Raw genomic sequence first — 24,690 nt, 5'->3', positions numbered from 1 at the left:
CAGTGCCCGCCCGAATCGGCTCAGACGACAGAGCAGCCCGGCGCGGCCGGCGCTGCGTCGGGTCGCCCGACCGACGGCATGCCCAGGCTGACGGCAGGCTTGCCGGTGCCCTGCGGTGCGTCCTGGAGCGCTGCCCAGGCGTCACCGCCGGGAGTGCGCCGGACGGCGTACGTCCCGCCCTCGACGCCCGAGTCGGCCACGAGGTGGTGCGGCGCTCCGTAGGTCACCCGGACCGTGACCATGTCACCGGGCCGCGGCACCTCGGCGCCCTCGGGCACCGCGAAGTGCACCAGACGGTTGTCGCGGGCGCGGCCCGAGAGGCGCTTGGTCTCGAGGTCCTTGCGACCCTCCGATGGCGCGACGAGCACCTCGACCTCGCGGCCCTCGACGGCGCGGTTGCCGGCCCAGCTGACCTCCTCCTGGAGGGCGATGAGCCGCTCGAAGCGCTCCTGCACGACCTGCTTGGGGACCTGGTCGGCCATGGTCGCCGCCGGGGTGCCCGGTCGGATGGAGTACTGGAAGGTGAAGGCGCTCGAGAAGCGGGACTCGCGCACGACGTCGAGCGTGCCCTGGAAGTCCTCCTCGGTCTCACCGGGGAAGCCGACGATGATGTCGGTCGTGATCGCGGCGTCGGGGATGTGCTGACGGACGTTGTCGATGATGCCGAGGAACTTCGTGCTCCGGTAGGAGCGGCGCATGTCCTTGAGCACCTTGTCGGAGCCGGACTGCAGCGGCATGTGCAGGCTCGGCATGACGTTGGGCGTCTCGGCCATGGCGAGGATGACGTCCTCGGTGAAGGCCGCCGGGTGGGGGCTGGTGAAACGGACCCGCTCGAGCCCCTCGATCTCGCCGCACGCGCGCAGCAGCTTGCCGAAGGCGAGGCGGTCACCGAACTCGACGCCATAGGTGTTGACGTTCTGGCCGAGCAGGGTCACCTCGACGACGCCCTGCGCGACGAGCGCCTCGATCTCGGCGAGGATCTCGCCGGGACGACGGTCCTGCTCCTTGCCCCGCAGGCTCGGCACGATGCAGAAGGTGCACGTGTTGTTGCAGCCGACCGAGATGGAGACCCAGGCGCTGTAGGCGGAGTCGCGCCGGGTCGGCAGGGTCGAGGGGAAGACCTCGAGGCTCTCGAGGATCTCGACCTCGGCACGCCGGTTGTGCGCGGCCCGGTCGAGCAGGGCCGGCAGGGAGCCGATGTTGTGGGTGCCGAAGACGACGTCGACCCAAGGCGCGCGCTCGACGATGGTGCCGCGGTCCTTCTGCGCCATGCAGCCCCCGACGGCGATCTGCATGTCGGGGTTCTTCTGCTTGGCCGGACGCAGCTGGCCGAGGTTGCCGTAGAGCTTGTTGTCGGCGTTCTCGCGCACCGCGCAGGTGTTGAACACGACGACGTCGGCGGCCTCGGGGCGCTCCCCCGCCGGCAGGCTGGCGAGGTCGACGTAGCCGGCCGTCTCAAGCAGGCCGGCGAGGCGCTCGCTGTCGTGGACGTTCATCTGGCAGCCGTGCGTGCGCACGTCATAGGTGCGGGGCGAGCCGACCGGCCCGGTCGCGACGGGCGTGGGGGCGATGTTCTGCGTTGTCATGGCATCGACAAGGGTACGTCGTGCGGCAACCGCGACGCGCCGGACGCCGAGCCCCGGCCGGCCGACCCGGGATCCCGCCCGCCGGACGCCGGGAATAGGGGACCACCTGCACCCGTTGACGACACTGCTTGACAGTTCAACAACTTCCCTGCATCATAGTTGTTGAAGATTCAATAACCTACTCCGAAGGACACATCATGGGCCTGTTCAACCGCACCAAGGACGAGACCGTCACCGAGACCCCGTCGGTCGCCGTCGAGAACATCTCCGGCGACTACACGCTCGACCCGAGCCACACCCGCATCGGCTTCTCCGCCCGCCACGCCATGGTGACGAAGGTCCGCGGCCACTTCGACACGTTCGAGGGCACCGCCCACGTCGACACCGTCACCCCGGCCAACTCCTCGGTCACCGTGACCATCGACGCCGCCAGCGTCACGACCGGCAACGAGCAGCGCGACGGCCACCTGAAGACCCCCGACTTCTTCGACATCGCGAACTACCCGCAGATCACCTTCGTCTCGACGAACGTCGAGCGCGACGGCTCCGAGTGGGCCATCACGGGCGACCTCACCATCAACGGTGTCAGCAAGCCCGTCACGATCCCCTTCGAGGAGACCGGCTCGGCCAAGGACCCGTTCGGCAACACCCGCGTCGGCTTCGAGGGTGACGTCACCATCGACCGCACCGACTGGAACCTCTCCTTCAACGCCGCCCTCGAGACCGGTGGCGTCCTCGTGAGCGAGAAGGTCAAGCTCGAGTTCGACATCTCCGCGATCGCCAACGTGCCCGCCGAGGTCTGAGCAACACAGCACCACAGCACCGCCCACCGCCCCAGGGGGTGAGGACCGGACCGGTCCTCACCCCCTCGTGGTGCGCCCAGTCTGAAGGACCCGCCGGCAGGCGCATCCTGCGCGATCGCGTCAGTCGCGGCGATGCTCGGGCAGGCCGTCGACGGCGTCGCGGACGATGGGCCACGCGACCTCGCCCGAATAGCCCTTGCGCGCGAGCATCGCTGCGAGCCGACGGGTCTGGACCTCGGGAGCCAGGCCGCGCATGGAGCGCAGCTTCTTCGCGACGAGCTGCTCGGCGCGCAGCCGCTCGTCGCCGGCGCCGACCTGGCCCAGGGCCTCGTCGGCGATCTCCTGGTCGATCCCCTGCTTGCGCAGCTCGTGCGCGAGGGCACGACGTGCCAGCCCCTTGTCGGACTGGCGCGAGCGCACGAGCATCTGGGCGTACGCCTCGTCGTCGACGAGACCGACCTCGGTCATGCGGTCGAGCACCCGCGCGGCGACGTCGTCGTCACACCCGCGCTGGCGCAGCTTCCGCTCGAGCTGGGTGCGGCTGCGTGGCGCCATGCTCAGCTGTCGCAGCACGATGGCCCGCGCCACCGACTCGGCATCCGCGTCGGGGACCGCGCCCTCGGTGTCCTCCGGCGGCGGCGCCCAGTCGGGCCGCTCCCCCGCGCCGTCGACACCCCAGCCCGAACCTCCCTCGCGGCCGGCCCACCCCGGGCGGCTTGCCCGTCCTGACCGCACGGACCCGCCAGAACCGTCGGACCCGCCGGTCGGCTCCGACCTCGTCGACCGCTCCGTCCGACCCCGCCGCTGCGTCCGTCCGGCCTTCGCGGACGGCTCGGCCTTCGTGGACGGCTCGGCCTTCCTCGTCGGCTCCGCCTTCGTGGACGGCTCAGCCTTCCAAGACGGCTCCGCCTTCGTGGACCGCTCGGTCGACGACGTGGCTGGCTTCGACGACTCTGCACGGGCGGATCCGCGTGACGGCACGCCGGACGTCACGCCCGAGACACCGCCGGCCCGCACCCCGGCGACACCCTCGGCCTCAGCCAGGGCGGCCGCGGCGCGGGCCAGACGGTCCTGCATGGTCTCCTCGTCGGAGAAGCCCATGATCAGAAGTCGACGGGCACGTCCGAGACCTCGGCGGGCTGGTCGACGCGCGGGCCGACCCCGAGCTTCTCCTTGACCTTCTTCTCGATCTCGTCGGCCAGGTCGGGGTTGTCCTTGAGGAAGTTGCGGGCGTTCTCCTTGCCCTGACCGAGCTGGTCGCCCTCGTAGGTGTACCAGGCACCGGCCTTGCGGACGAAGCCGTGCTCGACACCCATGTCGATGAGGCCACCCTCGCGCGAGATGCCGTGGCCGTAGAGGATGTCGAACTCGGCCTGCTTGAACGGCGGCGAGACCTTGTTCTTGACGACCTTGACGCGGGTGCGGTTGCCGACCGGCTCGGTGCCGTCCTTGAGCGTCTCGATGCGGCGCACGTCGAGGCGGACCGAGGCGTAGAACTTCAGGGCCTTGCCACCGGTCGTCGTCTCGGGTGAGCCGAACATGACGCCGATCTTCTCGCGGAGCTGGTTGATGAAGATCGCCGTGGTGCCGGTGTTGTTGAGCGCACCGGTCAGCTTGCGCAGCGCCTGGCTCATGAGGCGGGCCTGCAGACCGACGTGGCTGTCACCCATCTCGCCCTCGATCTCGGCCCGGGGCACGAGAGCCGCGACCGAGTCGATGACGATGATGTCGATGGCGCCGGACCGGATCAGCATGTCGGCGATCTCGAGCGCCTGCTCACCGGTGTCGGGCTGCGACACGAGCAGCGCGTCGGTGTCGACGCCGAGCTTCTTGGCGTACTCGGGGTCGAGCGCGTGCTCCGCGTCGATGAAGGCCGCGATGCCGCCGGCCTTCTGGGCGTTTGCGACCGCGTGGAGCGCGACCGTCGTCTTGCCCGAGGACTCCGGGCCGTAGATCTCGACGACGCGGCCGCGCGGGAGTCCGCCGATGCCGAGAGCCACGTCCAGCGCGATCGACCCGGTCGGGATGACCTCGATCGGCGGGCGGACGTCGTCGCCGAGGCGCATCACCGCACCCTTGCCGTAGCTCTTCTCGATCTGGCCCATCACCGAGGAGAGGGCCTTGTCCTTGTCCTTCGTCTGCACCGATGCCATGTCGGTCACCTATCTGCCGTCTGCGCTGCGGTCGTCTACCTTCGACCCGGCCACGGCTCCTGAGAGATTCGCTGTCGGGTCAGACGCTAGGTGCCGGCGCCGACATCGGGTGGACCACGAGACGGCCTGTGGACGATGCGGGTGGTGGCGCAGGACCTGTGGAGAACACTACCGAACAGGTGTTCGAGGTCGCTGCGACACGCCGGTCAGCGGCCGGTCTGACCGCCCTGGGCCCCGCGGGCCACCCGGACGTCCCGGCCGAGCCGCCGCTCCGGCGGGACGTCCATGTCCGTGCAGAGGGCCTCCCAGACTGCCCGCGGCGGCTCTCCGTCGGCGAGCGCCTGCACGACCGTGCGGTTGCCGAGCGCACCCAGCACGTGGTCGCGGGCGAGCGACCCGGCATACGCCGGGCCGAACTCGGCGTCCATCAAGGTCCAGAAGTGGCTGATCCGCACCCCAGCAGTGTGCCACCCCGACACCCGGAACCGATCCGCGCGAAACCGTCGTCGGAGCGTTACCACAACCGGCCGCGGACGGCCTGCCGTACCGGTATCGTCCACTCGTCCCGCGCGAGGCCGTGCGGCACACCGAACTCTTTCCAGGGGAGCAACACCATGAACGAGCCCACGCAGGGACCCTCCGGGGCGCCCATCGACCAGCCGGCCCACGGGTCCGCCCAGCCCTACTCCTACCCCACGCCTGCCTCACCCTCCGGGGCGACCCAAGCGGTCCCGGGCGGGGTCACCCTCTCCGACGACCCCCAGCCCACGCCCGCGGGCAGCCGCAAGCGGACCGGCCTGCTCGTCGGCGGCGTCGTCACCGCGCTGGTCCTCGGCGGCGCCGGGGCCTTCGCCTTCCAGACACTGAGCGGTGGCGGCTCGCAGCCCGCCGAGGTGCTGCCCGGCGACGCGTACGCCTACTTCCGCCTCGACATCGACCCCTCCGCGGGCCAGAAGATCGCCGCGGTGCGCTTCCTCGGCAAGCTCCCCCAGGTCAAGGACACCCTGGGCAGCGACGACCCGCGCAAGAAGCTGTGGGAGCTCGCCTCCAAGGACGCCAGCAACGACTGCGTCGCGAAGTTCAGCTACGACAACGACATCGCGCCCTGGCTCGGTGACCGCGTCGGTGCCGCGATCCGCCCCGGCGGCACGTCCGATGCCCCCAACGTCGCCATCGCCGTCCAGGTCAAGGACGAGGGCGCCGCCAAGGACACCCTGACCAAGCTCTTCGCCTGCGACGCGAAGGGCGACACCGAGCTGCGGATGAAGAACGGCTACGCCATCATCACGCCGCGCGGCGTCGGCGACACCACGCTCGCCGCCGTCGACAAGGGGTCGCTGGCCCAGAACACCACCTTCACCGAGGACATGAACGCCCTCGGCGAGCAGGGCGTCGTGTCGGCCTGGTTCGACATGGGTTCGGGCCTCAAGGAGATCCAGAAGCTGAGCGGCTCGTCGGACCTCGCGGCCGTCCCGCCGGCCGGCGCCAAGGGCCGGGTCGCGGCAGCACTGCGCTTCGACTCCGACTACGTCGAGATGGCCGGCGTCGTGCGCGGCACCGACACCAAGACGTCGGTCAAGGGCGACGGCGCCGAAGTGGCCTCCCTCCCGGCCGACACCATGGCGGCGATCAACATCTCGGGCGCCGACGCGATGGTCGACGGAGCCTGGCCCGCGCTGAAGAAGCAGATCGAGACCCTCGCCGGCACCCAGGGCGAGTCCGACCCGATCGGCTCGATCGAGCAGCAGCTCGACATGAAGCTGCCCGACGACCTCAAGGTCCTCCTCGGCCGCTCGTTCACCCTCGCGATGCCCGACCAGAAGTTCGACTCCGAGGTGCCCACGATCGGTGCCAAGGTCGTCTCGAGCGACGCCAAGCGCGCCGACGAGCTCGTCGGCCGTCTCATGGACACCGCGGGCGTCGGCAGCGACGTCCTGACCCACAAGGTCGAGGGCGACAAGGTCTTCGTCGCCACGACGCCCGACTACGCCGACGACCTCAAGGCCGGCGGCAAGCTGGGCGACAGCGACACCTTCAAGCTGGCGGTGGGCGACGTCACGAGCTCCAACGCGACGCTCTTCGTCGACCTCGACAAGATCGACAAGCTGGCGCAGGGCCAGGTGCACGGCGAGGCCAAGTCGTTCCTCGAGTCGCTGCGCGCCGTCGGCTTCAACGCCTCCAACACGGGCAACGGCGAGGGCAGCTTCACGCTCCGCGTCGTGGGCGACTGACCCGTTCCCGCACGCACGAAGGGCCCCGCTCCGGCGGGGCCCTTCGTCGTGCAACGGCGTCGTGCGACGGCAGCGGTCAGCCGGCTGCGGAGAACCCCGTGATGCCCGAACCACCCTCGACGGGCACGTGGATCTGGTTGCCGGAGTAAGAGATTCCGCCATCCACCGGCGAGCGCCGGGACCACCAGGCCGCGTCGAGGTCACTGACCTCGGTCGTCGGCTCGGCCGCGACGAGGGCAGCCGCGGCGCCCACCCCGACGTGGCTCTCCATCATCGAGCCGACGATGGTGCGCAGGCCCGCCTCGTGCGCGCGCCGCAGCATGTCACGTCCCACCGTGAGCGAGCCGCACTTGGCGAGCTTGACGTTGACGAGGTCAGCCGCGCCGAGCCGGATGATCCGTTCGAGGTCGAAGCGCCCGTAGCAGGACTCGTCGGCCATGACCGGCAGGCCGACGCGCTCACGCACCCACGCGAGCCCCTCGACGTCGTCGGCCACGACGGGCTGCTCGACGAACTCGACCCCGAGGTCGGCGACCTCGAGCGCGCGGATGACCTGCACGGCCTCCTCGCGCGTCCATCCCTGGTTGGCATCGAGGCGGATCGCGACGTCGGGCCCCACGGCGTCGCGCACCGCCGCGACCCGCTGCACGTCGGTGCTCGCGTCGGTGCCCACCTTCATCTTCAGGGTGCGGAAGCCGTCCGCGACCCGGGCACGAGCCGTGTCCGCGAGCGCGTCGGCCTTGCCGGCCGACAGGGTCACGTCGGTCGTCAGCACATCGCGTATGCCGTCCGGCCGACCCGCGAGGACGGCGGCCACCGAGGTGCCCTCCGCCCGGGCGACGAGGTCGTGCAGCGCGGCGTCGAGCGCGGCCTTGGCGCCGAAGTTGCGGGCCACGGTGCGCTGGACGACGGCGGCCGTGGCCGTGAGGTCGTCGCGGTCGTCGAGGCGCCGGCCGGTGACCGCGGGAGCGAGCATCGTCTCGAGACACGCCGTGGCGCTCGCGAGCGACTCGCCGGTCACCTGCCACACCTGCGGCGCCTCGCCCCAGCCGGTGCGGCCGTCGCTGTCGGTGACGGTCACGAGGACGGTGTCGGTGGTCTCGGTGCGGCGTAGCGCGGTGACGAACGGCGTGTGCAGCGGCACCGACGACGCGGTCGTCGTGACCCGCTCGATGGTCGTCATGCCTGCACCTGCGCCCGGTGCTCGGCGTCCCAGACGTCGCGGGCCACCCCGGCGACCAAGGCTGCTGCCTGCGCCTCGTCCAGGTCGACGGTCGTGCACACCGCCAGCACGAAGGGCTCCTCGCCCTCGGGGCGCACCAGGGCGACGTCGTGGGACACACCGGGGATCCAGCCGGACTTGCTCGCCGTCGGGGTGCCCGGCGGCAGCCCGGCCGGCACCTGGTCGACGTGCACCTGGCGGGCCAGCAGCGCCTCGACCGGGGCCAGCACCGCGTCACCGCCGAGAGCCGGGTCGCGTCGCCCGACGGCAGCCATGACCAGGCCGAGGTCGGCGGCGGTCACGGTGTTGGTGATCCCGGCCCGGCGCGCGACCGCGTCCTCGATGCCGCGAGCAACGACCGTCGTCGGCGAGCACCCGACGAGGCGGAGCACCTCGGCGACCTCGTCGAGGCCGACGACGTCGACGAGCAGGTTGGTCGCGATGTTGCTCGAGTGCGTGATGGCCTGCTCGGCGAGCTCGCGGAGGGTCCGGGTGCCACCGACGGCCGCCCACGTGTCGGGGTCCTGGTCGTCGGACTCGTCGAGCTCGAACGGTGAGCCGTCGAGCACCGACGCGAAGGTGCCCGTGACGGTCACCGGGGCATCGAGGTCGAGCTCACCCCGCACCGCGCGACGGTAGGCCGCGACGACGAGCGGGAGCTTCATGGTGGAGGCGGCGTAGTGCGGCGCGAGGGCGTCGTGCTCGTAGCGGGGCCGACCCTGCAGGTCGCCGAGCCACACCGACAGGACGGCGGGACGGGACGGGCCCGAGGAGCGCGCTGCCGCGGCGGCCTCGTCGAGTCGTGAGTCGAGGATCGAGAAGGGGCTGGGCACCCCAGCACGGTAGACGATCAGGCGGCGGAGGCCGACACCACGTCACCGGAGGGAACGGGCAGCGCGACGGTCGGTGCGAGCCCCTCGCTCTCGGCCATCCGGCTGGAGACGTCGATGAGCACCTGGGACAGCGGCAGCGAGAGCGCGCCGCAGATCGAGGCGAGCAGCTCCGAGGACGCCTCCTTCTCCCCGCGCTCGACCTCGCTGAGGTAGCCGAGGGACACCGAGGCCGTCGCGGAGACCTCGCGGAGGGTGCGGCCCTGGGCGCGGCGGCGCTCGCGCAGGACGTCACCGAGCTCGCGTCGCAACAGTGTCGTCATGCCGTCCTCCTTCAGGTCGCTGGTGTCGTGTGGTCCGGTGCGGGGTCACCGCCGGGGTGGCCCGACAGCCCTACCGTACCCCGAGGCTCCCACGGCGGCGCAGGAGTTCGGCGCGTGGCGCCCGTCTCCTCCACCGCGAGCCGGAGCACCGCGTCGACCGTGGCCGAGCGGATCTCGGCCCTGGTCCCGTTCAACCGCAGCGCACGCGTCGCTGTTCCCGACGGCCCCGCCACGGCGACGTGCACGGTGCCGGCGGGCTTGCCCTCCGAGGGTCCGGGACCGGCCACCCCCGTCGTGGAAAGGCCCCACGTGGCACCGAGCCGACGGCGTACGCCCTCGGCCATGGCGACCGCGACGGCGGGGTCGACGGTGCCCACCCGGGCGATGAGCTCGGTGGGCACGTCGAGCAGCAGCGACTTGACCTGCGCGGCATAGGCCACCACGCCGCCGAGCAGGACCACGGAGGCACCCGGGGTGTCGGCGACCGTGGCGGCCACGAGCCCGGCCGTCAGCGACTCGGCGCACGCCAGCGTCTGTCCGGCGGCGGTCAGGCCGGCCACGAGCAGCGACCCCGGCGTGTCGTCGACGCCCACGTCAGTCCCGCTTCGCCGTCCGCTCGGGAGACGCAGGCGTGTCGCCATGTCCGGTCCCGTCCGGTCCGGTCCCGTCCGGTCCGGTCCCGTCCGGTCCGGCCCCGTCCGGTCCGGTCCCGTCCGGTCCGGTCCCGTGCTGCCCGGCGCGGGCCGCCCGAGCCGCACGCCGCGTGCGGGTGCGCTCGCTCGTCTCCCGGAGGCGGGCCGCCTTGAAGACGTAGTCGACGCCGCTGACGACCGTCATGACGAGCGCCGCACCGAGCAGGACGTAGGCGATGGTCGTCAGCACGTCACTGAACGGCCAGACCCACAGCGGCAGGGTCAGCGAGCCGAGGGCCAGCGTCTGCAGCATCGTCTTGAGCTTGCCGCCGCGGCCGGCGGGCATGACGCCGTGCCGGATGACGACGAACCGCAGCACCGTGATGCCGATCTCGCGCACGAGGATGACGACGGTCACCCACCACCACACGACCCCGAGCAGCGACAGGCCGATGAAGGCCGTGCCGGTCAGGGCCTTGTCGGCGATGGGGTCGGCGACCTTGCCGAAGTTGGTGATCTCACCGCGGCGTCGGGCGATCTTGCCGTCGACGCCGTCGGTCACGGCCGCGAGCGCGAAGACCACCCACGCCCAGAAGCGCCACCACGGCTCGTGGCCGCCGTCCTGGAAGAGCAGCACGGCGTAGACGGGCACGAGCAGGAAGCGCAGCACCGTCAGGGCGTTGGGCAGGTTCCAGTCGGTGGGCCGGGGCGCGGGCCCCTCCCCCCGGTGGAAGGTCTGCGGCGTCATCGCGGCTCCGCGACGAGGTCGATCCCCTCGGTGCCGACGACGACGGCCGGCACGAGGTCGCCGACCTGGGGTGCCGGGGCGCCCTCCGGGACGTGCACGATGGTGACCCCGTCGACGTCGGGACCCTGGAAGTCGGCCCGGCCGATGACGGTGCCCTCCTCGTCGTCGATCTCCTCGACGAGGACGACGACGCGCTCGCCGACGCGCTCCTCGGCGCGCTGGGCGTTGAGCTCCTCGACGAGGCGGGTGAAGCGGTCGAGGCGCTCGGCCACGACCTCGGGAGCGAGCTTGCCGGCATACCCCTCGGCCTCGGTGCCGTCCTCGTCGGAGTAGCCGAAGACGCCGACGACGTCGAGACGGGCCTCGGTGAGGAAGGCCTCGAGCTCGTCGAGGTCGGCCTCGGTCTCGCCGGGGAAGCCGACGATGACGTTGCAGCGGATGCCGGCGTGCGGGGCGTCGGCGCGGACGCGACCGAGCAGCTCGAGGAAGGCCTCGCACGAGCCGAAGCGACGCATCGAGCGCAGCAGCGGCTCGGACGCGTGCTGGAAGGAGATGTCGTAGTAGGGCACGACGCCGGGCGTGTCGGCCATGGCGCGCAGCAGGCCCGGGCGGATCTCGGCCGGCTGCAGGTAGGAGACGCGGACGCGCTCGATGCCCTCGATGGCCGTCAGCTCCGGCAGCAGCTTCTCGAGCAGCCCGAGGTCGCCGAGGTCCTTGCCGTAGGACGTGGAGTTCTCGGAGACGAGGAAGAGCTCCTTGACGCCCTGCTGCGCGAGCCAGCGGCCCTCGGCGATGATGTCGGCCGGGCGGCGGGACAGGAACGCCCCGCGGAACATCGGGATGGCGCAGAACGAGCAGCGGCGGTCGCAGCCCGAGGCGATCTTGAGCGGTGCCCACGGGCGACCGTCGAGGCGGGCGCGGATGACGCGGGGGCCGGTGGCGGGCGTCGGCACGCCGGCGTCGGCGAGGTCGGGCCGGACGTCGCCGTCGGTCGCGCCCTGGGTGTCGCCGTGGTCGCCGTCGTGGTCGCCGTGACCGGGCAGCGCGACGCCGCCTGCACCCTCCTGGCGCTTGGCCGGGGTCAGCGGCAGCAGCGTGCGGCGGTCGCCAGGCGTGTGGCTCTCGACGTGGCCGCCCGCGAGGATCGTCTGCAGGTGCGTGCTCATGTCGCGGTAGGAGTCGAAACCGAGCACCGCGTCGGCCTCGGGCAGCTGGTCGGCGAGCTCCTTGCCGTAGCGCTCGGCGAGGCAGCCGACGGCGACGACCTTCTGGGTGCGCCCGCCGTCGCCCTTGAGGTCGGAGGCCTCGAGGAGGGCGTCGATGGAGTCCTTCTTGGCCTGCTCGACGAAGCCGCAGGTGTTGACGACGGCGACGTCGGCCTCGGCGGCGTCGTCGACGAGACGCCAGCCCTCCGCGAGCAGCCGTCCGGCCAGCTCCTCGGAGTCGACCTCGTTGCGCGTGCACCCGAGGGTGACGAGTGCGACGCTTCTGTCGGCGCTCGGGTGGGGAGGGGTCATGCGTCCACTCTAGAGGCCGGGGTGTTCAATGGCCGACATGCTCGGAACCGCCCCCCTCGGCCACGACGACCTGCTGGCGAGGGCGCGCGACCTGCTCCGCGAGCACCCGCTCGTCGACGGGCACAACGACCTCCCGTGGGAGGCCCGCGAGCAGACCCGCTACGACTTCGACGCCCTCGACATCGGCAGCCGTCTCAGGACGACCCAGACCGACCTGCCGCGGCTGGCCGAGGGCGGGGTCGGGGCGCAGTTCTGGTCGGTCTTCGTCCCGAGCACCCTGCAGGGCGACTCGGCCGTCGTCGCGACCCTCGAGCAGGTCGACGGCGTGCACCGGATGATCGGGTCGTATGCCGACCGGCTGGCCCTCGCGCGCACGGCCGACGAGGTGGAGGCGGCCACCGCGACGGGGCGGCTCGCGTCGCTGCTCGGGGCCGAGGGCGGCCACTCGATCGGCTGCTCGCTCGGCACCCTCCGGCTGCTCCACGTGCTCGGCGTGCGCTACCTGACCCTGACGCACAACGACAACACCCCCTGGGCCGACTCCGCGACTGACGTCCCCGTCGTCGGCGGGCTCAGCGAGTTCGGCCGCGAGGTCGTGCGCGAGATGAACCGTCTCGGCATGATGGTCGACCTCAGCCATGTCGCTGCGACGACGATGCGCACCGCGCTCGAGACCACCGACGCCCCGGTGGTCTTCAGCCACTCCTCGGCGCTCGCCCTGTGCGACACGCCCCGCAACGTGCCCGACGACGTGCTCGCGGCGCTGCCGGCCAACGGCGGCGTGTGCATGGTGACCTTCGTGCCCGAGTTCGTCTCCCCCGCCACCGCCGCCTGGCGCGTCGAGGCGGCGGCCGCGGCCGCCGAGGTCGGCGTCGAGGCCCGCGACTGGGAGGCCTTCGGCCGGTTCACCGCCACCTGGCAGCGCGAGCACCCCAAGCCCGACGCCACCGTCGAGCAGGTCGTCGCGCACATCGAGCACGTGCGGAACGTCGCCGGCATCGACCACGTCGGCATCGGCGGCGACTACGACGGCACCGACACCTTCCCCGTGGGCCTCGAGGACGTCAGCGGCTATCCGCGCCTGGTCGCCGCGCTGCTCGAGCGATCCTGGTCCGACGCCGACGTCGCGAAGCTCGTCCGCGGCAACACCCTCCGGGTCATGCGCGACGTCGAGGCGGTGTCGCGCGACCTGCAGACCACCCGCGCCCCGAGCCTCAAGACCTTCGCCGAGCTCGACGGGACGGCCTGAGCGCCACCCGGGCACACGGCATACGCCCTCGGTGGGCGAAGCCGGCTACTGCCGGAAGCGGGCGATCGTGAGCCCGACGAGACGGGCGACGACGAGCGCGACGTAGAGCATGCCCGCGATCTGCTGGAGCAGCACGAACGCCCGGGCGTGCGGCTCGACGGCGATGATGTCGGACAGGCCCGTCGAGGTCATGGTCGTGATCGAGAGGTAGAGCAGCTCGAACCACGTGCGCGTGCCCGGGTCGGCCTCGCCGTAGATGGTGAACGAGTTCGGCCAGAGCATCTGGACCGCGACGTAGAGGTAGGCGAAACCCCAGGCCACGACGGTGAAGGTCGCACCCGTGGCATAGAGCTCGTCGCGGGTCACCCAGTTGTCGGCGAACATGTACCGCAGCAGGCCGTAGCCCGTGTAGAAATAGAAGAGCGCGTGCAGCAGCGAGCTCCAGAAGGCGATCGTCGTGTTGTCGGTCCACACCGCCTCGGCGATCGTCAGCAGCACGACGGGACCGCCGAGCACGGCCGCCACCCACGTCAGCGCCGGCGTCGCCCGCACGGCACGCACGGCGAGGAAGAGCACGAGCAGGCCGATGAGGCCGAAGATCGCCCGACCGGTCTCACGGACGTCACCGGCGCGCGTCTCGACGAACGGGTAGGCGACGAGCGCCGCGAGCTGGACGAAGAGCAGCAGGGCGCACGGCAGCTCGGTGACCTTGCGGCGCAGACGATCCAGCCTCGACGGCGGCCCCGCACGACGGGGCGATGACGGCCAGAGCTCCAGCGACGCACTCACGACTCGGACTCTAGTCGCGGACCCCGTCAGGAAGGCGTCAAGAGCCGTCAGCGCGAGGTCCAGCGTGCCCCTGAGCGACCGGCTCCCATGGAAGGACGTCAGTAGCGTTCGCGGCCGCCGCGGTCGGTGAGGTTCCAGGCGTCCTCGGACTCCTCGTCGTCCTCGTCGACCGTGCGCGTCATGTCACCCGGAGTCCACTGCGCGGTCGGCACGGCGGTCGTCTCCTCGTCGCCGCGGCGCTGCTCGCCCCGCTGCGCGACGATCGCGGCCGTCCGCTGCGGCGCCACCTCGGGCTCGTCGGGCTCGTCGATCTCGTCGGCGTAGTGGGCCGAGACCTCGGGCGGCTCGACGTCGACCGGCGGGGCGGCATACGGCTCTGCGGGCTCGATGAGCTCCGCGAGGTCGTCGTCCATCGGCTCGTTGGGGTGCGGCACGTCCTCACCGCGCAGCAGCGCGAGCGTCTGCTCGAGGTCGTCGGGGCGCACGAGGACGTCGCGGGCCTTGGATCCCTCGCTCGGGCCGACGACGCCGCGCGACTCGAGCAGGTCCATGAGGCGACCGGCCTTTGCGAAGCCGACGCGCAGCTTGCGCTGGAGCATCGACGTGGACCCGAACTGCGTCGTGACGACGAGCTCCGTCGCCTGCAGCAGCACGTCGAGGTCGTCGCCGATGTCGTCGTCGATCTGCTTCTTGGGCGCCGCGACGGTGACGTTCTCGACGTAGTTGGGCTTGAGCTGGGTCGTGACGAACTTGACGACCTCGTGGATCTCGGACTCGTTGACCCACGCGCCCTGCACACGCATCGGCTTGCTCGCACCCATCGGCAGGAACAGCGCGTCACCCTGGCCGATGAGCTTCTCTGCGCCGGGCTGGTCGAGCACGACACGGCTGTCGGCGAGCGAGCTCGTCGCGAACGCCATCCGCGAGGGCACGTTGGCCTTGATGAGGCCGGTGACGACGTCGACCGACGGTCGCTGCGTCGCCAGCACGAGGTGGATGCCGGCGGCTCGCGCGAGCTGGGTGATGCGCACGACCGACTCCTCGACGTCGCGCGGCGCGACCATCATGAGGTCGGCGAGCTCGTCGACGACGACGAGCAGGTACGGGTAGGTCGTGATCTGGCGCTCGGACCCCGGCAGCGGCTTGACCTTGCCGGCACGGACCGCCTTGTTGAAGTCGTCGACGTGCTTGAAGCCGAACGCCGCGAGGTCGTCGTAGCGCTGGTCCATCTCCTTGACGACCCAGGCGAGCGCCTCGGCGGCCTTCTTGGGGTTCGTGATGATCGGCGTGATGAGGTGCGGGATGCCTTCGTATGCCGTGAGCTCGACGCGCTTCGGGTCCACGAGGATGAGGCGCACCTCCTCGGGCGTCGAGCGCATGAGGATCGAGGTGATCATCGAGTTGACGAAGCTCGACTTGCCCGAGCCCGTGGCGCCGGCGACGAGCAGGTGGGGCATCTTCGCGAGGTTGGCGATGACGTAGGCGCCCTCGACGTCCTTGCCGACACCCATGACCATCGGGTGCTCGTTGCTGCGGGCGGTGTGGCTGCGCAGCACGTCGCCGAGCGCGACGTTCTCGCGGTCGAGGTTCGGGATCTCGATGCCGATGGCGGACTTGCCCGGGATCGGGCTGAGGATGCGCACGTCGGCCGACGCGACGGCATACGCGATGTTCTTGGAGAGGGCGGTGACGCGCTCGACCTTGGTGCCCGAGCCGAGCTCGACCTCGTAGCGCGTGACCGTCGGGCCGCGCGTGAAGCCGGTGACGGCGGCGTCGATATCGAACTGGTCGAAGACGCCGGTCAGCGACTCGACGACGCGGTCGTTGGTCTCGCTGCGCGTCTTGTGCGGCGCGCCGGGGGTCAGCATCGCCGGGTCGGGCAGGCGGTAGGTGATGTCGCCGCCGAGGCTCAGCTGCTCGACGCGGGCCGGCAGCTCCGACATGGGCGGCGGGATGAGCTCGGCCTTGGGGCCGACCTTGCCCGTGTCGGGCGCACCGAGCGTCTTCGGGTCGGTGGCGTCGATGACGCGCTCGCCCTTCTCGCCGCCGGGGCGCGGAACGACCAGGCCGGGAGGCGTCGGGCGCTTCTCACCGGGTCGCGGGCGGGTCGTCGTGTCCTCCTCGAGCGCCTTCTGCGCGGCCTGGCGGAAGGCCTCGTCGCCGTCGCGGTCGGACAGGTCGACGGGCTTGCGGCGGGCGCGCTTGACGGCCGCGGCCGGGGCGTCGTCGAGCTCGTCGAGCCCCTGGTCGTCGTCGCCGTGGCCGCGGTCGATGACGAGGGCGCGCAGCTGGCGCATCCGGGTCGGGATCATGTTGACCGGTGTGGCCGTGATGACGAGCAGGCCGAAGAGCCCGAGCAGGATGAGCAGCACGAGGGCGCCGTAGGTCGAGACGGCGGCGGCGAGCGGGCTCGAGGCGAGGAAGCCGAGGATGCCGCCGGCCGCCCGCATGCCGTCGGCGCCGTCGGGCGGGTTGGGGATGCCGTCGGCGAGGTGCGACAGGCCGCACGCCGCGAAGGTCAGCGCGATGGTGCCGACGACGATGCGGTTGGTCGCCGCGTCGTCCTGCGGCGCACGCAGCATGCGCAGGCCGAGGGCGAGCAGGACGAGCGGGACGGCATACGCGACGCGGCCGAACGTACCGGCGAAGACCGCGTGCACGACTTGGCCGAAGGTGCCCGAGACGCCCCACCACTCGCGGGCGGCGACGACGATCGCGAGCGCGATGAGGGAGAAGCCGATGCCGTCACGCTTGTGCTCGGGCTCGAGGTCGGCGGCGCTGTGGCCGACGCGGCGCACCGCTCCCCCGGCCATGTGCGAGACGCCCATCCACGTGTTGCGCATCGCGCCCAACGGGAAGGGCAGACCCCCGCCGCGCGCCTTGGAGGCCGTCTTGGTCGGGGTCTTGGCGGCCGGCTTGCGGGCAGCCGGCTTGCGCTGCGCGGGCCGGGTCGACCGGGCTGCGGGCGGGCGCGACGTGGCCCCGCCGGAGGACCCCTTGGCACGGGTGGCCGCAGTGGTGCTCGAGCGTGGGCTGTTGGACGGACGTGACGCCATGCTCGCACCGTACGTCAACGCACCGCTGAACTCACGCGTCACACGCGCAACAGCGACGACCGACTGGAGGGCGGCGCAACCCCGTCGCGTATGCCGGGTGGCCCGATCGGCGCGGCCGCCGAGCCTCCGCGGGTGGGGTCGCACGCCTGCCCGCGTCTCAGATCGCGACACCCGAGGACCGACCGGTGGACAGTCCGCGAGGCCTCCCCCTATCGTCGTCGCAGGTCATGAGTGCCAGCGACAAGCCCCGGCTCGCTGGTCAGCAACCCTCCTCCGCGGTGGGGTGCTCCGGGTGACGACCTGGCCGCCCTCGATCCGTTCGCGTCATCGAGGTCGGCAAGCGCGGACCCGCACCGGGTGGGTCCACGACCCAGGAGCACCCTCATGTCGGTCCTTCCCTCGACCCTTGACTCGACGCACCCCGCCGCCTCCCTCTGCGGCAACTCCCCCGCCCCCGCCGTGCGCACCCGCGCCCTGCACGTGGTGCCCGAGTCGCGCACGCTGCCCACCGTCGTTGGTGCGGGACTGCGCGTGCCCACCCTCCACGGCGAGACGGCATACGCCAACCTCGACCACGCCGCGTCGACGCCCGCGCTGGAGACGGTCAAGGCGGCGGTCGACCGCGCGCTCGAGACCTACTCCTCGGTGCACCGCGGCGCCGGCTTCGCCTCGCGCCTGACGAGCACGTGGTACGAGCAGGCCCGTGAGGAGGTCGCGGCGTTCGTCGGCGCACGCGAGGGCGACTCGGTCGTCTTCACCCGCACGACCACTGACTCGTGGGCCCTGCTGAGCAAGGCGCTCCCGAGCCGCACGACCGTCTTCGTCTTCGACTCCGAGCACCACTCGACCCTGCTGCCCTGGGGCCGCTTCCGCACCGTGCGCCTGCCCGTCCCGCAGACGGTCGAGGACGCGCACGCCCTCCTCGAGGAGGCGCTGGCCGACCACCCTTCGCGCCACCGTCTCGTCGTCGTCGCGGCCGCCTCGAACGTCACCGGTGAGGTCTGGCCCGTCGAGCGCTTCGCCACCCTCGCGCACCAGCACGGCGCGCGGATCGCCGTCGACGCCGCCCAGCTGTCGGCGCACCGCACCATCGACCTCGCCGAGTGGGACGCCGACTACGTCGCGTTCTCCGGCCACAAGACGTACGCCCCCTACGGCGCGGGCGTGCTGGCCGGGCGCTCCGACTGGCTCGACGCCGGCAGCCCCTACCTCGTCGGCGGCGGCGCCACCCGGTCGGTGACCGAGGACGGCACGACATGGGCCACCGGCCCGGCCCGCCACGAGGGAGGCAGCCCCAACGTCATCGGCGCCATCGCACTGGCCGCGGCCTGCTCGACGATCGCCCGTCACCGTGAGGCCATCGAGGAGCACGAGTCGCGCCTGCTCGAGCGGCTGCGCGCCGGGCTCGACGAGGTCGCCGGCGTCGAGGTGCTCTCGATCTTCGGCGAGGACAGCGACCGGGTCGGCGTCGTCGCCTTCACCGTCGAGGGCTGGGACTCCTCTCTCGTCTCGCAGGTCCTGTCCGTCGAGCACGGCATCGGGGTGCGCGACGGCAAGTTCTGCGCCCACCTGCTCGTCGACGAGCTGCTCGAGGACCCGTGGGGCGAGCGCGCGGCCACCGCCGTGCGAGTGAGCATCGGCCTCGGCAGCACCCTCGAGGGCGTCGAGCGCCTCGTCGCGGCCGTCGCGCGGCTCGTCGAGCACGGCACCGACGGCACGTGGACCCTCACCGGGTCCGGCTGGGCCGTCGAGGGCACCGACCCGCGCGACGTCGAGGTCGAGCGCCCATGGTGACGCCGGCGTCCCTGAAGACGTCGGGGGCCGCGTCTGCGGTCCCGCCTCAGCGCGCCGGCAGGTGGTAGCTCGCCCACACCGCCGCGTGGTCGGCGCGGTTGTAGGCGACCTGCCCGGCCGCGACGACCGTCAGGCCCCGGCTCAGCAGGTGGTCGAGCGCCGCGAACGCCGGCAGCCGGTTGCCCGCGAACGGCCAGGTGCGCACCCAGCCCTGGCCGGCGGTGCGCTGGGCGTCCTCGAGCCCGGCGGCGAGGTCGCGGAAACCGGGGTGGCCGAAGCCGGCGTTGAAGTCGCCGGCCATGACGAGCAGCTCGTCGCCGTCGAGCCGCTGCTTCCACGAGTCGAGGGCACGCAGCCCCGCCCGCCACTGCTCGGTGTCGCCCCGGAGCGGAGCCGTGGGGTGGGCGACCTTGAGGCGGACCGTGCCCTCCGGAGCGGTGACGTCAAGCTCGGGCTGGACGCTGTCGGTGCCCTGGACGGCCGGGTCGGCGCCGCGGTCGATCACCGTGAGCGGGTAGCGCGAGAGCACCATCGTCCCGGTGAACGTCCCGGCGCGCGCCACCCCCTCGCGCTGGGAGAAGTAGTCGGTGGCGCCCTCGGCGTCGAGACGGCGCAGCATCGCCGGCGTCGCCTCGGTCAGGACGAGCACGTCGACGGAGTGGTAGCGCACGGCCTCCATGAGCTGGACGGCGTTGGCCTCCCCGATCCACACGTTGGCCGACATGACCGTGAGGTCGCGCTCGGCCTTGGGCGACGTCGTGGCCCGGAAGGCCGGGGCCGCGACGGTCACAGCCACCGCGAGCACGGCGACGACCGGAAGCAGCATCCACCAGCGACGGAGCACGAGCGTCGCGACGGCCAGCAGGCCGAGGCCCACGACGACGAACGGCCCTGCCGTCTGGAGCACGACGACGGGGTATGCCGTGGAGTCGTACCAGCGCAGCGCCCCGACGGCGCCGAGGCCGACCAGGACGACGCCGATGGCGACGTCGACCCAGCGCCCGTGACGCGGGCGCCGGTGCTCGTCGAGATCCGTCTCGGCAGAGTGGTCGGGCTGGTCCGGTCCGTCGTCGGCGTGCTCGACAGCCCCGCCGACCCCCGTGTCGACCCCCGTGTCGTCCCCCGTGTCGAGCCCCCCGTCGACCTCGCGCACCGTCACCTCAGGCCTGCAGCACGACCGGGATGATCATCGGTCGGCGGCGGATCTTGCCGCCCACCCACGAGCCGACGGCACGGCGGATGACCTGCTGGAGCTGCTGGTCGTCGCTGACGCCCTTGGCGACGGCCTCCTCGATGGCGCGCTCGACCTTCGGGATGACCTGCTGGAAGATCTCGGCGTCCTCGACGAAACCGCGGGCGGTGATCTCGGGGCCGCTCGCGATCTTGCCGGTGGCGGCGTCGAGCACGACGACGCAGGTGATGAAGCCCTCGTCGCGCAGGATGCGGCGGTCCTTGAGCAGCGCCTCGTCGGCGCCGCCCACGCTGCTGCCGTCGACGTAGACGTAGCCGCACTCGACGACGCCGGTCACCTCGGCCACCCCGTCGACGAGGTCGACGACGACGCCGTCCTCGGCAAGGACGACCTGGTCCTCGGGGACGCCGGAGGCGATGGCGAGCTGGGCGTTGGCGTACATGTGCCGCCACTCGCCGTGCACGGGCAGGACGTTGCGGGGCTTGACGATGTTGTAGCAGTAGAGCAGCTCGCCGGCGCTGGCGTGGCCCGAGACGTGGACCTTGGCGTTGCCCTTGTGCACGACGGTGGCGCCGAGGCGCATCAGGCCGTTGATGATGCGGTAGACGGCGTTCTCGTTGCCCGGGATGAGGCTGCTCGCGAGCAGCACGGTGTCGCCCGGACCGACGTCGATGCGGTGCTCACGGTTGGCCATCCGCGACAGGGCCGCCATCGGCTCACCCTGCGAGCCGGTGCAGATGAGGACGAGCTCGTCGTCGCGCAGGCTGTCGATCTTCTTGATGTCGATGAGGATGCCGTCGGGCACCCGGAGGTAGCCGAGCTCGGCCGCGATCCCCATGTTGCGCACCATCGACCGGCCGACCATGGCGACCTTGCGGCCGGCCTTCTCGGCGGCGTCGAGGACCTGCTGGACGCGGTGCACGTGGCTGCTGAAGCAGGCCACGATGATCCGGCGCTCCGCGTGGCGGAAGACCTTGTCGATGGCGGGCGCGATCTCGAGCTCGGGCGTCGTGAAGCCCGGGACGTCGGCGTTGGTCGAGTCGGTGAGGAAGAGGTCGACGCCCTCCTCGCCGAGCCGGGCGAAGGCGCGCAGGTCGGTCAGGCGCCCGTCGAGCGGCAGCTGGTCCATCTTGAAGTCGCCGGTGTGCAGCAGCGTGCCGGCCTCGGTGCGCACGAAGACGGCGAGCGCGTCGGGGATCGAGTGGTTGACGGCGACGAACTCGAGGTCGAAGACGCCGAGCTTCTCGCGCTGGCCCTCCTTGACCGCCATGGAGTACGGCCGGATGCGGTGCTCCTTGAGCTTGGCCTCGACGAGGGCGAGGGTCAGCGTCGAGCCGATGATCGGGATGTCGCCCTTGAGCTTGAGCAGGTAGGGCACGGCGCCGATGTGGTCCTCGTGGCCGTGGGTGAGCACGATCGCCACGATGTCGTCGAGCCGGTCGGCGATGTAGCTGAAGTCCGGGAGGATGAGGTCGACCCCGGGGTGGTGGTCCTCGGGGAAGAGCACGCCGCAGTCGATGACGAGCAGCTTGCCCTTCGTCTCGAGCACGGCCATGTTGCGGCCGACCTCGCCGAGCCCCCCGAGCGCGACGACCCGCAGGCCGTTGTCGGGGAGGGCGGGGGGCGTGCTCAGCTCGGGGTGGGGGTGGCTCACAGGTGTCCTGTCATTCGGTGGTGCTGCCGGGCCGTCAGGGGCGCCGGTCGGAGGTCGTGGGGGCGGTCATCCTGCCGCCGGGCGCTCGGAGGTTGCCGAGAGCTGCGAGAGGGCGGCGCGGACGAGCGCGGTCTGGTGGTCGTCGGCGGGCACGAGGGGCAGGCGGACCGCCGGGGAGTCGATGACGCCCTGGAGCGCGAGACCGGCCTTGGCCATGATCGCGCCCTGCGTGACGTTCATGATGGCGTCGACGATCGGCACGAGGCGCCGGTGGACGGCGCGTGCGTCCTCCCAACGGCCTGCGACGACGGCGTCGGCCATCTCGCGGTAGTCCACCGGGGCCACCTGGGAGGTGACGCCGACGAAGCCGACCGCGCCGTTGACGAAGTGCGGGAGGTTCATGGCGTCGTCGCCGGAGTACCAGTCGAGGCCGGTCTCCTGCATGATCGCGCCGGCGAACCAGAGGTCGCCCCGGGCGTCCTTCACTGCGGTGATGCGGTCGTGCTCGGCGATGCGCAGGTAGGTCTCGCGCTCGATGGCGATGCCGGAGCGCCCCGGGATGTCGTAGACCATGACGGGCAGGTCCGAGGCGTCGGCGAGCGCCGTGAAGTGGGCGACGAGGCCGGCCTGCGGCGGCTTGTTGTAGTAGGGCGTGACGGCCAGCACGGCGTCCGCGCCGGCCTTCTGCGCCAGGCGCACCGACTCGACGCTCTTGGCCGTGTCGTTGCTGCCGGCGCCGGCGATGACGACGCACCGGTCGCCGACGGCCTCGATGACGGCCCGGAGCAGCTCGTCCTTCTCGTCGGCCGAGGTGGTGGGCGACTCGCCGGTCGTGCCCGAGACGACGAGGCCGTCGTGCCCGGCGTCGACGAGGTGGGTCGCGACCCGTTGAGCGGCGTCGAGGTCGATGGAGCCGTCGGGCCGCATGGGCGTGACCATCGCCGAGAGAACACGTCCGAGGGCGGGTGCGTCAGCCATGCGCCCAAGGTTAGCGCCCGTGTGACCGGGCACGACGCCACGCCCACGCCACGCCGACACCGCGCCCACACCGAACCTTCCCGGGCGCTGACAGCCGTCCCTCCGGGGGCATGACAATGGCGAGGCACTACTCGCTCGGGGGTCCGAGTAGTGCCTCGCCACCCCGTACATCGCGGGTCTGCGGCAGGCGTTACAGCCCGCGCCTAAGATTTTTCTGAACGTCTGCGTATGCCGTGTCAGCCGCGCCGCTCGTAGGTGACCCACGCGAAGCCGGGGTGCTCGTCGCGCGCCGTCTCGACCCAGTCGACAGGGTCGATCGGCGGGAAGGTGACCGAGCCGTCCGGGGACTGGTCGACCTCGGTGACGAGGAGGCGGGCGGCATACGCCATCGCCTGGCGGTAGACCTCTCCCCCGCCGACGACGAAGACCTGCTCCGCACCGGCGACCAGCGCCAACGCCTCGGGCAGCGAGTGCGCGACCTCGACGCCGCGCGCGCTCCAGCCCGTCTGGCGGGTGATGACGATGCTCCGCCGGCCGGGGAGCGCGCCCATGGAGTCGAACGTGCGGCGGCCCATGACCATCGGGTGGCCCATGGTCGTGCGCTTGAAGAACTTCAGGTCCTCGGAGAGGTGCCACGGCATGGTCAGTCCGTCGCCGATGACGCCGTTGCGCCCGACGGCGGCGATCATCGTGACGTTGGGCAGCACGGTCGACATGGCGCCAAGGCTCCCAGACGGTCGCGGGTCAGACGGCGATGGGGGCCTTGATGCCCGGGTCGGCGACGTAGTCGACGAGCTCGAAGTCGTCGAGGTCGAAGTCGTCGATGTCCGTCTTGCCGGGCGTGATCCGCATCGTCGGCAGCGCGTGCGGCGTGCGGGTCAGCTGCAGGCGCGCCTGGTCGAGGTGGTTGAGGTAGAGGTGCGCGTCGCCGAGGGTGTGCACGAACTCGCCCGGCTCGAGGTCGGTCAGCTGGGCGACCATCTGGGTCAGCAGCGCGTAGCTCGCGATGTTGAAGGGCACGCCGAGGAAGATGTCGGCGCTGCGCTGGTAGAGCTGGCAGGACAGCCGGCGGCGGCCGTCGGGCCCGGGCGGCGAGACGTAGAACTGGAACATCGTGTGGCAGGGCGGCAGCGCCATGTCGTCGACGTCGGCGACGTTCCAGGCCGAGACGATGAGGCGGCGACTGTCGGGGTTGGTCCGGATCTGCTCGATGACCTTGGCGATCTGGTCGACGCGGCGGCCGTCGGGGGTCGGCCAGGACCGCCACTGGTAGCCGTAGATGGGCCCGAGGTCGCCGCGCTCGTCGGCCCACTCGTCCCAGATCGAGATGCCGCGCTCCTGCAGCCAGCGCACGTTGGTGTCGCCGCGCAGGAACCACAGCAGCTCGCCGATGATCGAGCGCAGGTGCAGCTTCTTGGTCGTCATCGCCGGGAAGCCGTCGGCGAGGTCGAAGCGCATCTGGTGGCCGAACACGCTGAGCGTGCCGGTGCCGGTCCGGTCGGACTTCTCCTGACCATGGGTCAGGACGTGGTCGAGGAGGTCGAGGTACTGCCGCACGGTCCGCAGCCTAACCCCGGCCACCCACCCCGCCGATGATCGACACCTGGTGTGCACAGCCCGCCCCGTCCGGGGCCGCGCGTGCACACGAACCCTTCCCGAGTGCTTGTCGGCGCCGGGGTTGTGGACGACCGTCGCCCTAGCCGCTCAGGTGCCGAGAGGCTTTGGGCCATGCATCCTCTGCTCGCCGCACGCATCAGGGGCCAGTCGGGCCTCGTGACGCGCGAGCAGGCACTGGCGGCGGGACTCACCGAGAAGGCGATCCGCTGGCGCGTGACCTCGGGTCGGTGGACCGCCGTGCACCCGCGGGTGTACCTGACGGAGCCGGGCCGAGAGGGGTGGGACCTCCGTGCGACGGCAGCGCTGCTGCACGTCG

Annotated in this window: 21 protein-coding genes and 1 riboswitch; of the genes, 4 read left to right on the top strand and 17 right to left on the bottom strand. The window is 71.8% G+C overall.

Features of this window, described 5'->3' with window-relative positions:
• Positions 1 to 20 precede the first annotated feature (20 nt).
• The gene (gene miaB, locus IEY30_RS01055; protein ID WP_030146517.1) at positions 21 to 1,586 is read right to left on the bottom strand and encodes a tRNA (N6-isopentenyl adenosine(37)-C2)-methylthiotransferase MiaB; all 1,566 of its coding nucleotides are present in this window, start codon (positions 1,584 to 1,586) and stop codon (positions 21 to 23) included.
• 197 nt (positions 1,587 to 1,783) lie between these two features.
• On the opposite strand from miaB, the gene IEY30_RS01050 reads away from it, so the two are divergent.
• On the top strand, positions 1,784 to 2,389 hold the full coding sequence (locus tag IEY30_RS01050) for a YceI family protein (RefSeq protein WP_030146518.1): 606 nt from the start codon (positions 1,784 to 1,786) through the stop codon (positions 2,387 to 2,389).
• 120 nt (positions 2,390 to 2,509) lie between these two features.
• On the opposite strand, the gene IEY30_RS01045 is transcribed toward IEY30_RS01050, so the two are convergent.
• The 3 genes from IEY30_RS01045 to IEY30_RS01035 all read right to left on the bottom strand — a co-directional run bounded on the left by IEY30_RS01045 (position 2,510) and on the right by IEY30_RS01035 (position 4,997).
• Positions 2,510 to 3,124: a regulatory protein RecX gene (locus tag IEY30_RS01045; protein WP_229674778.1), complete on the bottom strand. Its 615-nt coding sequence runs from the start codon at positions 3,122 to 3,124 to the stop codon at positions 2,510 to 2,512.
• 368 nt (positions 3,125 to 3,492) lie between these two features.
• Positions 3,493 to 4,542 (bottom strand): recombinase RecA, encoded by a 1,050-nt coding sequence (recA, locus tag IEY30_RS01040; protein WP_030146520.1) that lies wholly within the window; start codon positions 4,540 to 4,542, stop codon positions 3,493 to 3,495.
• A gap of 206 nt (positions 4,543 to 4,748) precedes the next feature.
• A complete protein-coding gene (locus tag IEY30_RS01035; protein WP_081920282.1) occupies positions 4,749 to 4,997 on the bottom strand; it encodes a DUF3046 domain-containing protein in 249 nt (82 codons plus the stop codon).
• Positions 4,998 to 5,156: 159 nt separating this feature from the next.
• Here IEY30_RS01035 and IEY30_RS01030 point away from each other — a divergent pair, with 159 nt between their 5' ends.
• Complete coding sequence (locus tag IEY30_RS01030) at positions 5,157 to 6,773, top strand: DUF3352 domain-containing protein (protein WP_030146522.1); 1,617 nt, start codon at positions 5,157 to 5,159, stop codon at positions 6,771 to 6,773.
• Between the two features lie 76 nt (positions 6,774 to 6,849).
• On the opposite strand, the gene IEY30_RS01025 is transcribed toward IEY30_RS01030, so the two are convergent.
• Genes IEY30_RS01025 through rimO form a run of 6 tightly spaced genes read right to left on the bottom strand, consistent with a single transcriptional unit; the run spans position 6,850 to position 12,045 of the window.
• Positions 6,850 to 7,956 carry a dipeptide epimerase gene (locus tag IEY30_RS01025; protein WP_030146523.1) on the bottom strand — a complete coding sequence of 369 codons (1,107 nt, stop codon included), beginning with the start codon at positions 7,954 to 7,956 and terminating at the stop codon, positions 6,850 to 6,852.
• On the bottom strand, positions 7,953 to 8,828 hold the full coding sequence (locus IEY30_RS01020) for a serine hydrolase (protein ID WP_162180976.1): 876 nt from the start codon (positions 8,826 to 8,828) through the stop codon (positions 7,953 to 7,955). Before IEY30_RS01020 ends, IEY30_RS01025 begins: the two co-directional genes overlap by 4 nt.
• Before the next feature lie 17 nt (positions 8,829 to 8,845).
• Complete coding sequence (locus IEY30_RS01015) at positions 8,846 to 9,148, bottom strand: helix-turn-helix domain-containing protein (RefSeq protein ID WP_030146525.1); 303 nt, start codon at positions 9,146 to 9,148, stop codon at positions 8,846 to 8,848.
• A gap of 11 nt (positions 9,149 to 9,159) precedes the next feature.
• On the bottom strand, positions 9,160 to 9,741 hold the full coding sequence (locus IEY30_RS01010; RefSeq protein WP_030146526.1) for a CinA family protein: 582 nt from the start codon (positions 9,739 to 9,741) through the stop codon (positions 9,160 to 9,162).
• A 1-nt stretch (position 9,742) separates the two neighbouring features.
• A complete protein-coding gene (gene pgsA / locus IEY30_RS01005) occupies positions 9,743 to 10,528 on the bottom strand; it encodes a CDP-diacylglycerol--glycerol-3-phosphate 3-phosphatidyltransferase (RefSeq protein WP_081920284.1) in 786 nt (261 codons plus the stop codon).
• Positions 10,525 to 12,045, bottom strand: coding sequence for a 30S ribosomal protein S12 methylthiotransferase RimO (gene rimO / locus IEY30_RS01000; protein ID WP_030146528.1), 1,521 nt, complete (start codon positions 12,043 to 12,045; stop codon positions 10,525 to 10,527). The genes pgsA and rimO overlap by 4 nt, the downstream gene beginning before the upstream one ends.
• Positions 12,046 to 12,073: 28 nt before the next feature.
• Between rimO and IEY30_RS00995 the strand changes: the two genes are divergently transcribed.
• Positions 12,074 to 13,294 carry a dipeptidase gene (locus tag IEY30_RS00995; protein ID WP_030146529.1) on the top strand — a complete coding sequence of 407 codons (1,221 nt, stop codon included), beginning with the start codon at positions 12,074 to 12,076 and terminating at the stop codon, positions 13,292 to 13,294.
• A 45-nt stretch (positions 13,295 to 13,339) separates the two neighbouring features.
• Here IEY30_RS00995 and IEY30_RS00990 read toward each other — a convergent pair whose 3' ends face one another.
• Complete coding sequence (locus IEY30_RS00990; protein WP_030146530.1) at positions 13,340 to 14,083, bottom strand: ion channel; 744 nt, start codon at positions 14,081 to 14,083, stop codon at positions 13,340 to 13,342.
• A gap of 98 nt (positions 14,084 to 14,181) precedes the next feature.
• On the bottom strand, positions 14,182 to 17,139 hold the full coding sequence (locus IEY30_RS00985; RefSeq protein ID WP_229674777.1) for an FtsK/SpoIIIE family DNA translocase: 2,958 nt from the start codon (positions 17,137 to 17,139) through the stop codon (positions 14,182 to 14,184).
• 223 nt (positions 17,140 to 17,362) lie between these two features.
• Positions 17,363 to 17,488, top strand: a riboswitch (SAM riboswitch).
• 35 nt (positions 17,489 to 17,523) lie between these two features.
• On the opposite strand from IEY30_RS00985, the gene IEY30_RS00980 reads away from it, so the two are divergent.
• Positions 17,524 to 18,933, top strand: coding sequence for an aminotransferase class V-fold PLP-dependent enzyme (locus IEY30_RS00980; RefSeq protein ID WP_030146532.1), 1,410 nt, complete (start codon positions 17,524 to 17,526; stop codon positions 18,931 to 18,933).
• A gap of 46 nt (positions 18,934 to 18,979) precedes the next feature.
• Here IEY30_RS00980 and IEY30_RS00975 read toward each other — a convergent pair whose 3' ends face one another.
• The 5 genes from IEY30_RS00975 to IEY30_RS00955 all read right to left on the bottom strand — a co-directional run bounded on the left by IEY30_RS00975 (position 18,980) and on the right by IEY30_RS00955 (position 24,314).
• Entirely contained in the window at positions 18,980 to 20,092 is a 1,113-nt protein-coding gene (locus IEY30_RS00975; RefSeq protein ID WP_229674776.1) for an endonuclease/exonuclease/phosphatase family protein, read from the bottom strand.
• A gap of 1 nt (position 20,093) precedes the next feature.
• Positions 20,094 to 21,779: a ribonuclease J gene (locus IEY30_RS00970; protein WP_030146534.1), complete on the bottom strand. Its 1,686-nt coding sequence runs from the start codon at positions 21,777 to 21,779 to the stop codon at positions 20,094 to 20,096.
• Positions 21,780 to 21,845: 66 nt separating this feature from the next.
• Positions 21,846 to 22,757 (bottom strand): 4-hydroxy-tetrahydrodipicolinate synthase, encoded by a 912-nt coding sequence (dapA, locus tag IEY30_RS00965; RefSeq protein WP_030146535.1) that lies wholly within the window; start codon positions 22,755 to 22,757, stop codon positions 21,846 to 21,848.
• Positions 22,758 to 22,993: 236 nt separating this feature from the next.
• A complete protein-coding gene (locus IEY30_RS00960; protein ID WP_030146536.1) occupies positions 22,994 to 23,473 on the bottom strand; it encodes a dihydrofolate reductase in 480 nt (159 codons plus the stop codon).
• A gap of 28 nt (positions 23,474 to 23,501) precedes the next feature.
• A complete protein-coding gene (locus tag IEY30_RS00955) occupies positions 23,502 to 24,314 on the bottom strand; it encodes a thymidylate synthase (RefSeq protein ID WP_030146537.1) in 813 nt (270 codons plus the stop codon).
• Between the last annotated feature and the right edge of the window lie 376 nt (positions 24,315 to 24,690).

It is taken from the genome of Terrabacter tumescens (genome assembly GCF_014646815.1).
Classification (GTDB): Bacteria; Actinomycetota; Actinomycetes; order Actinomycetales; family Dermatophilaceae; genus Terrabacter; species Terrabacter tumescens.
This window is presented reverse-complemented; position numbering and strand designations above follow the sequence as displayed.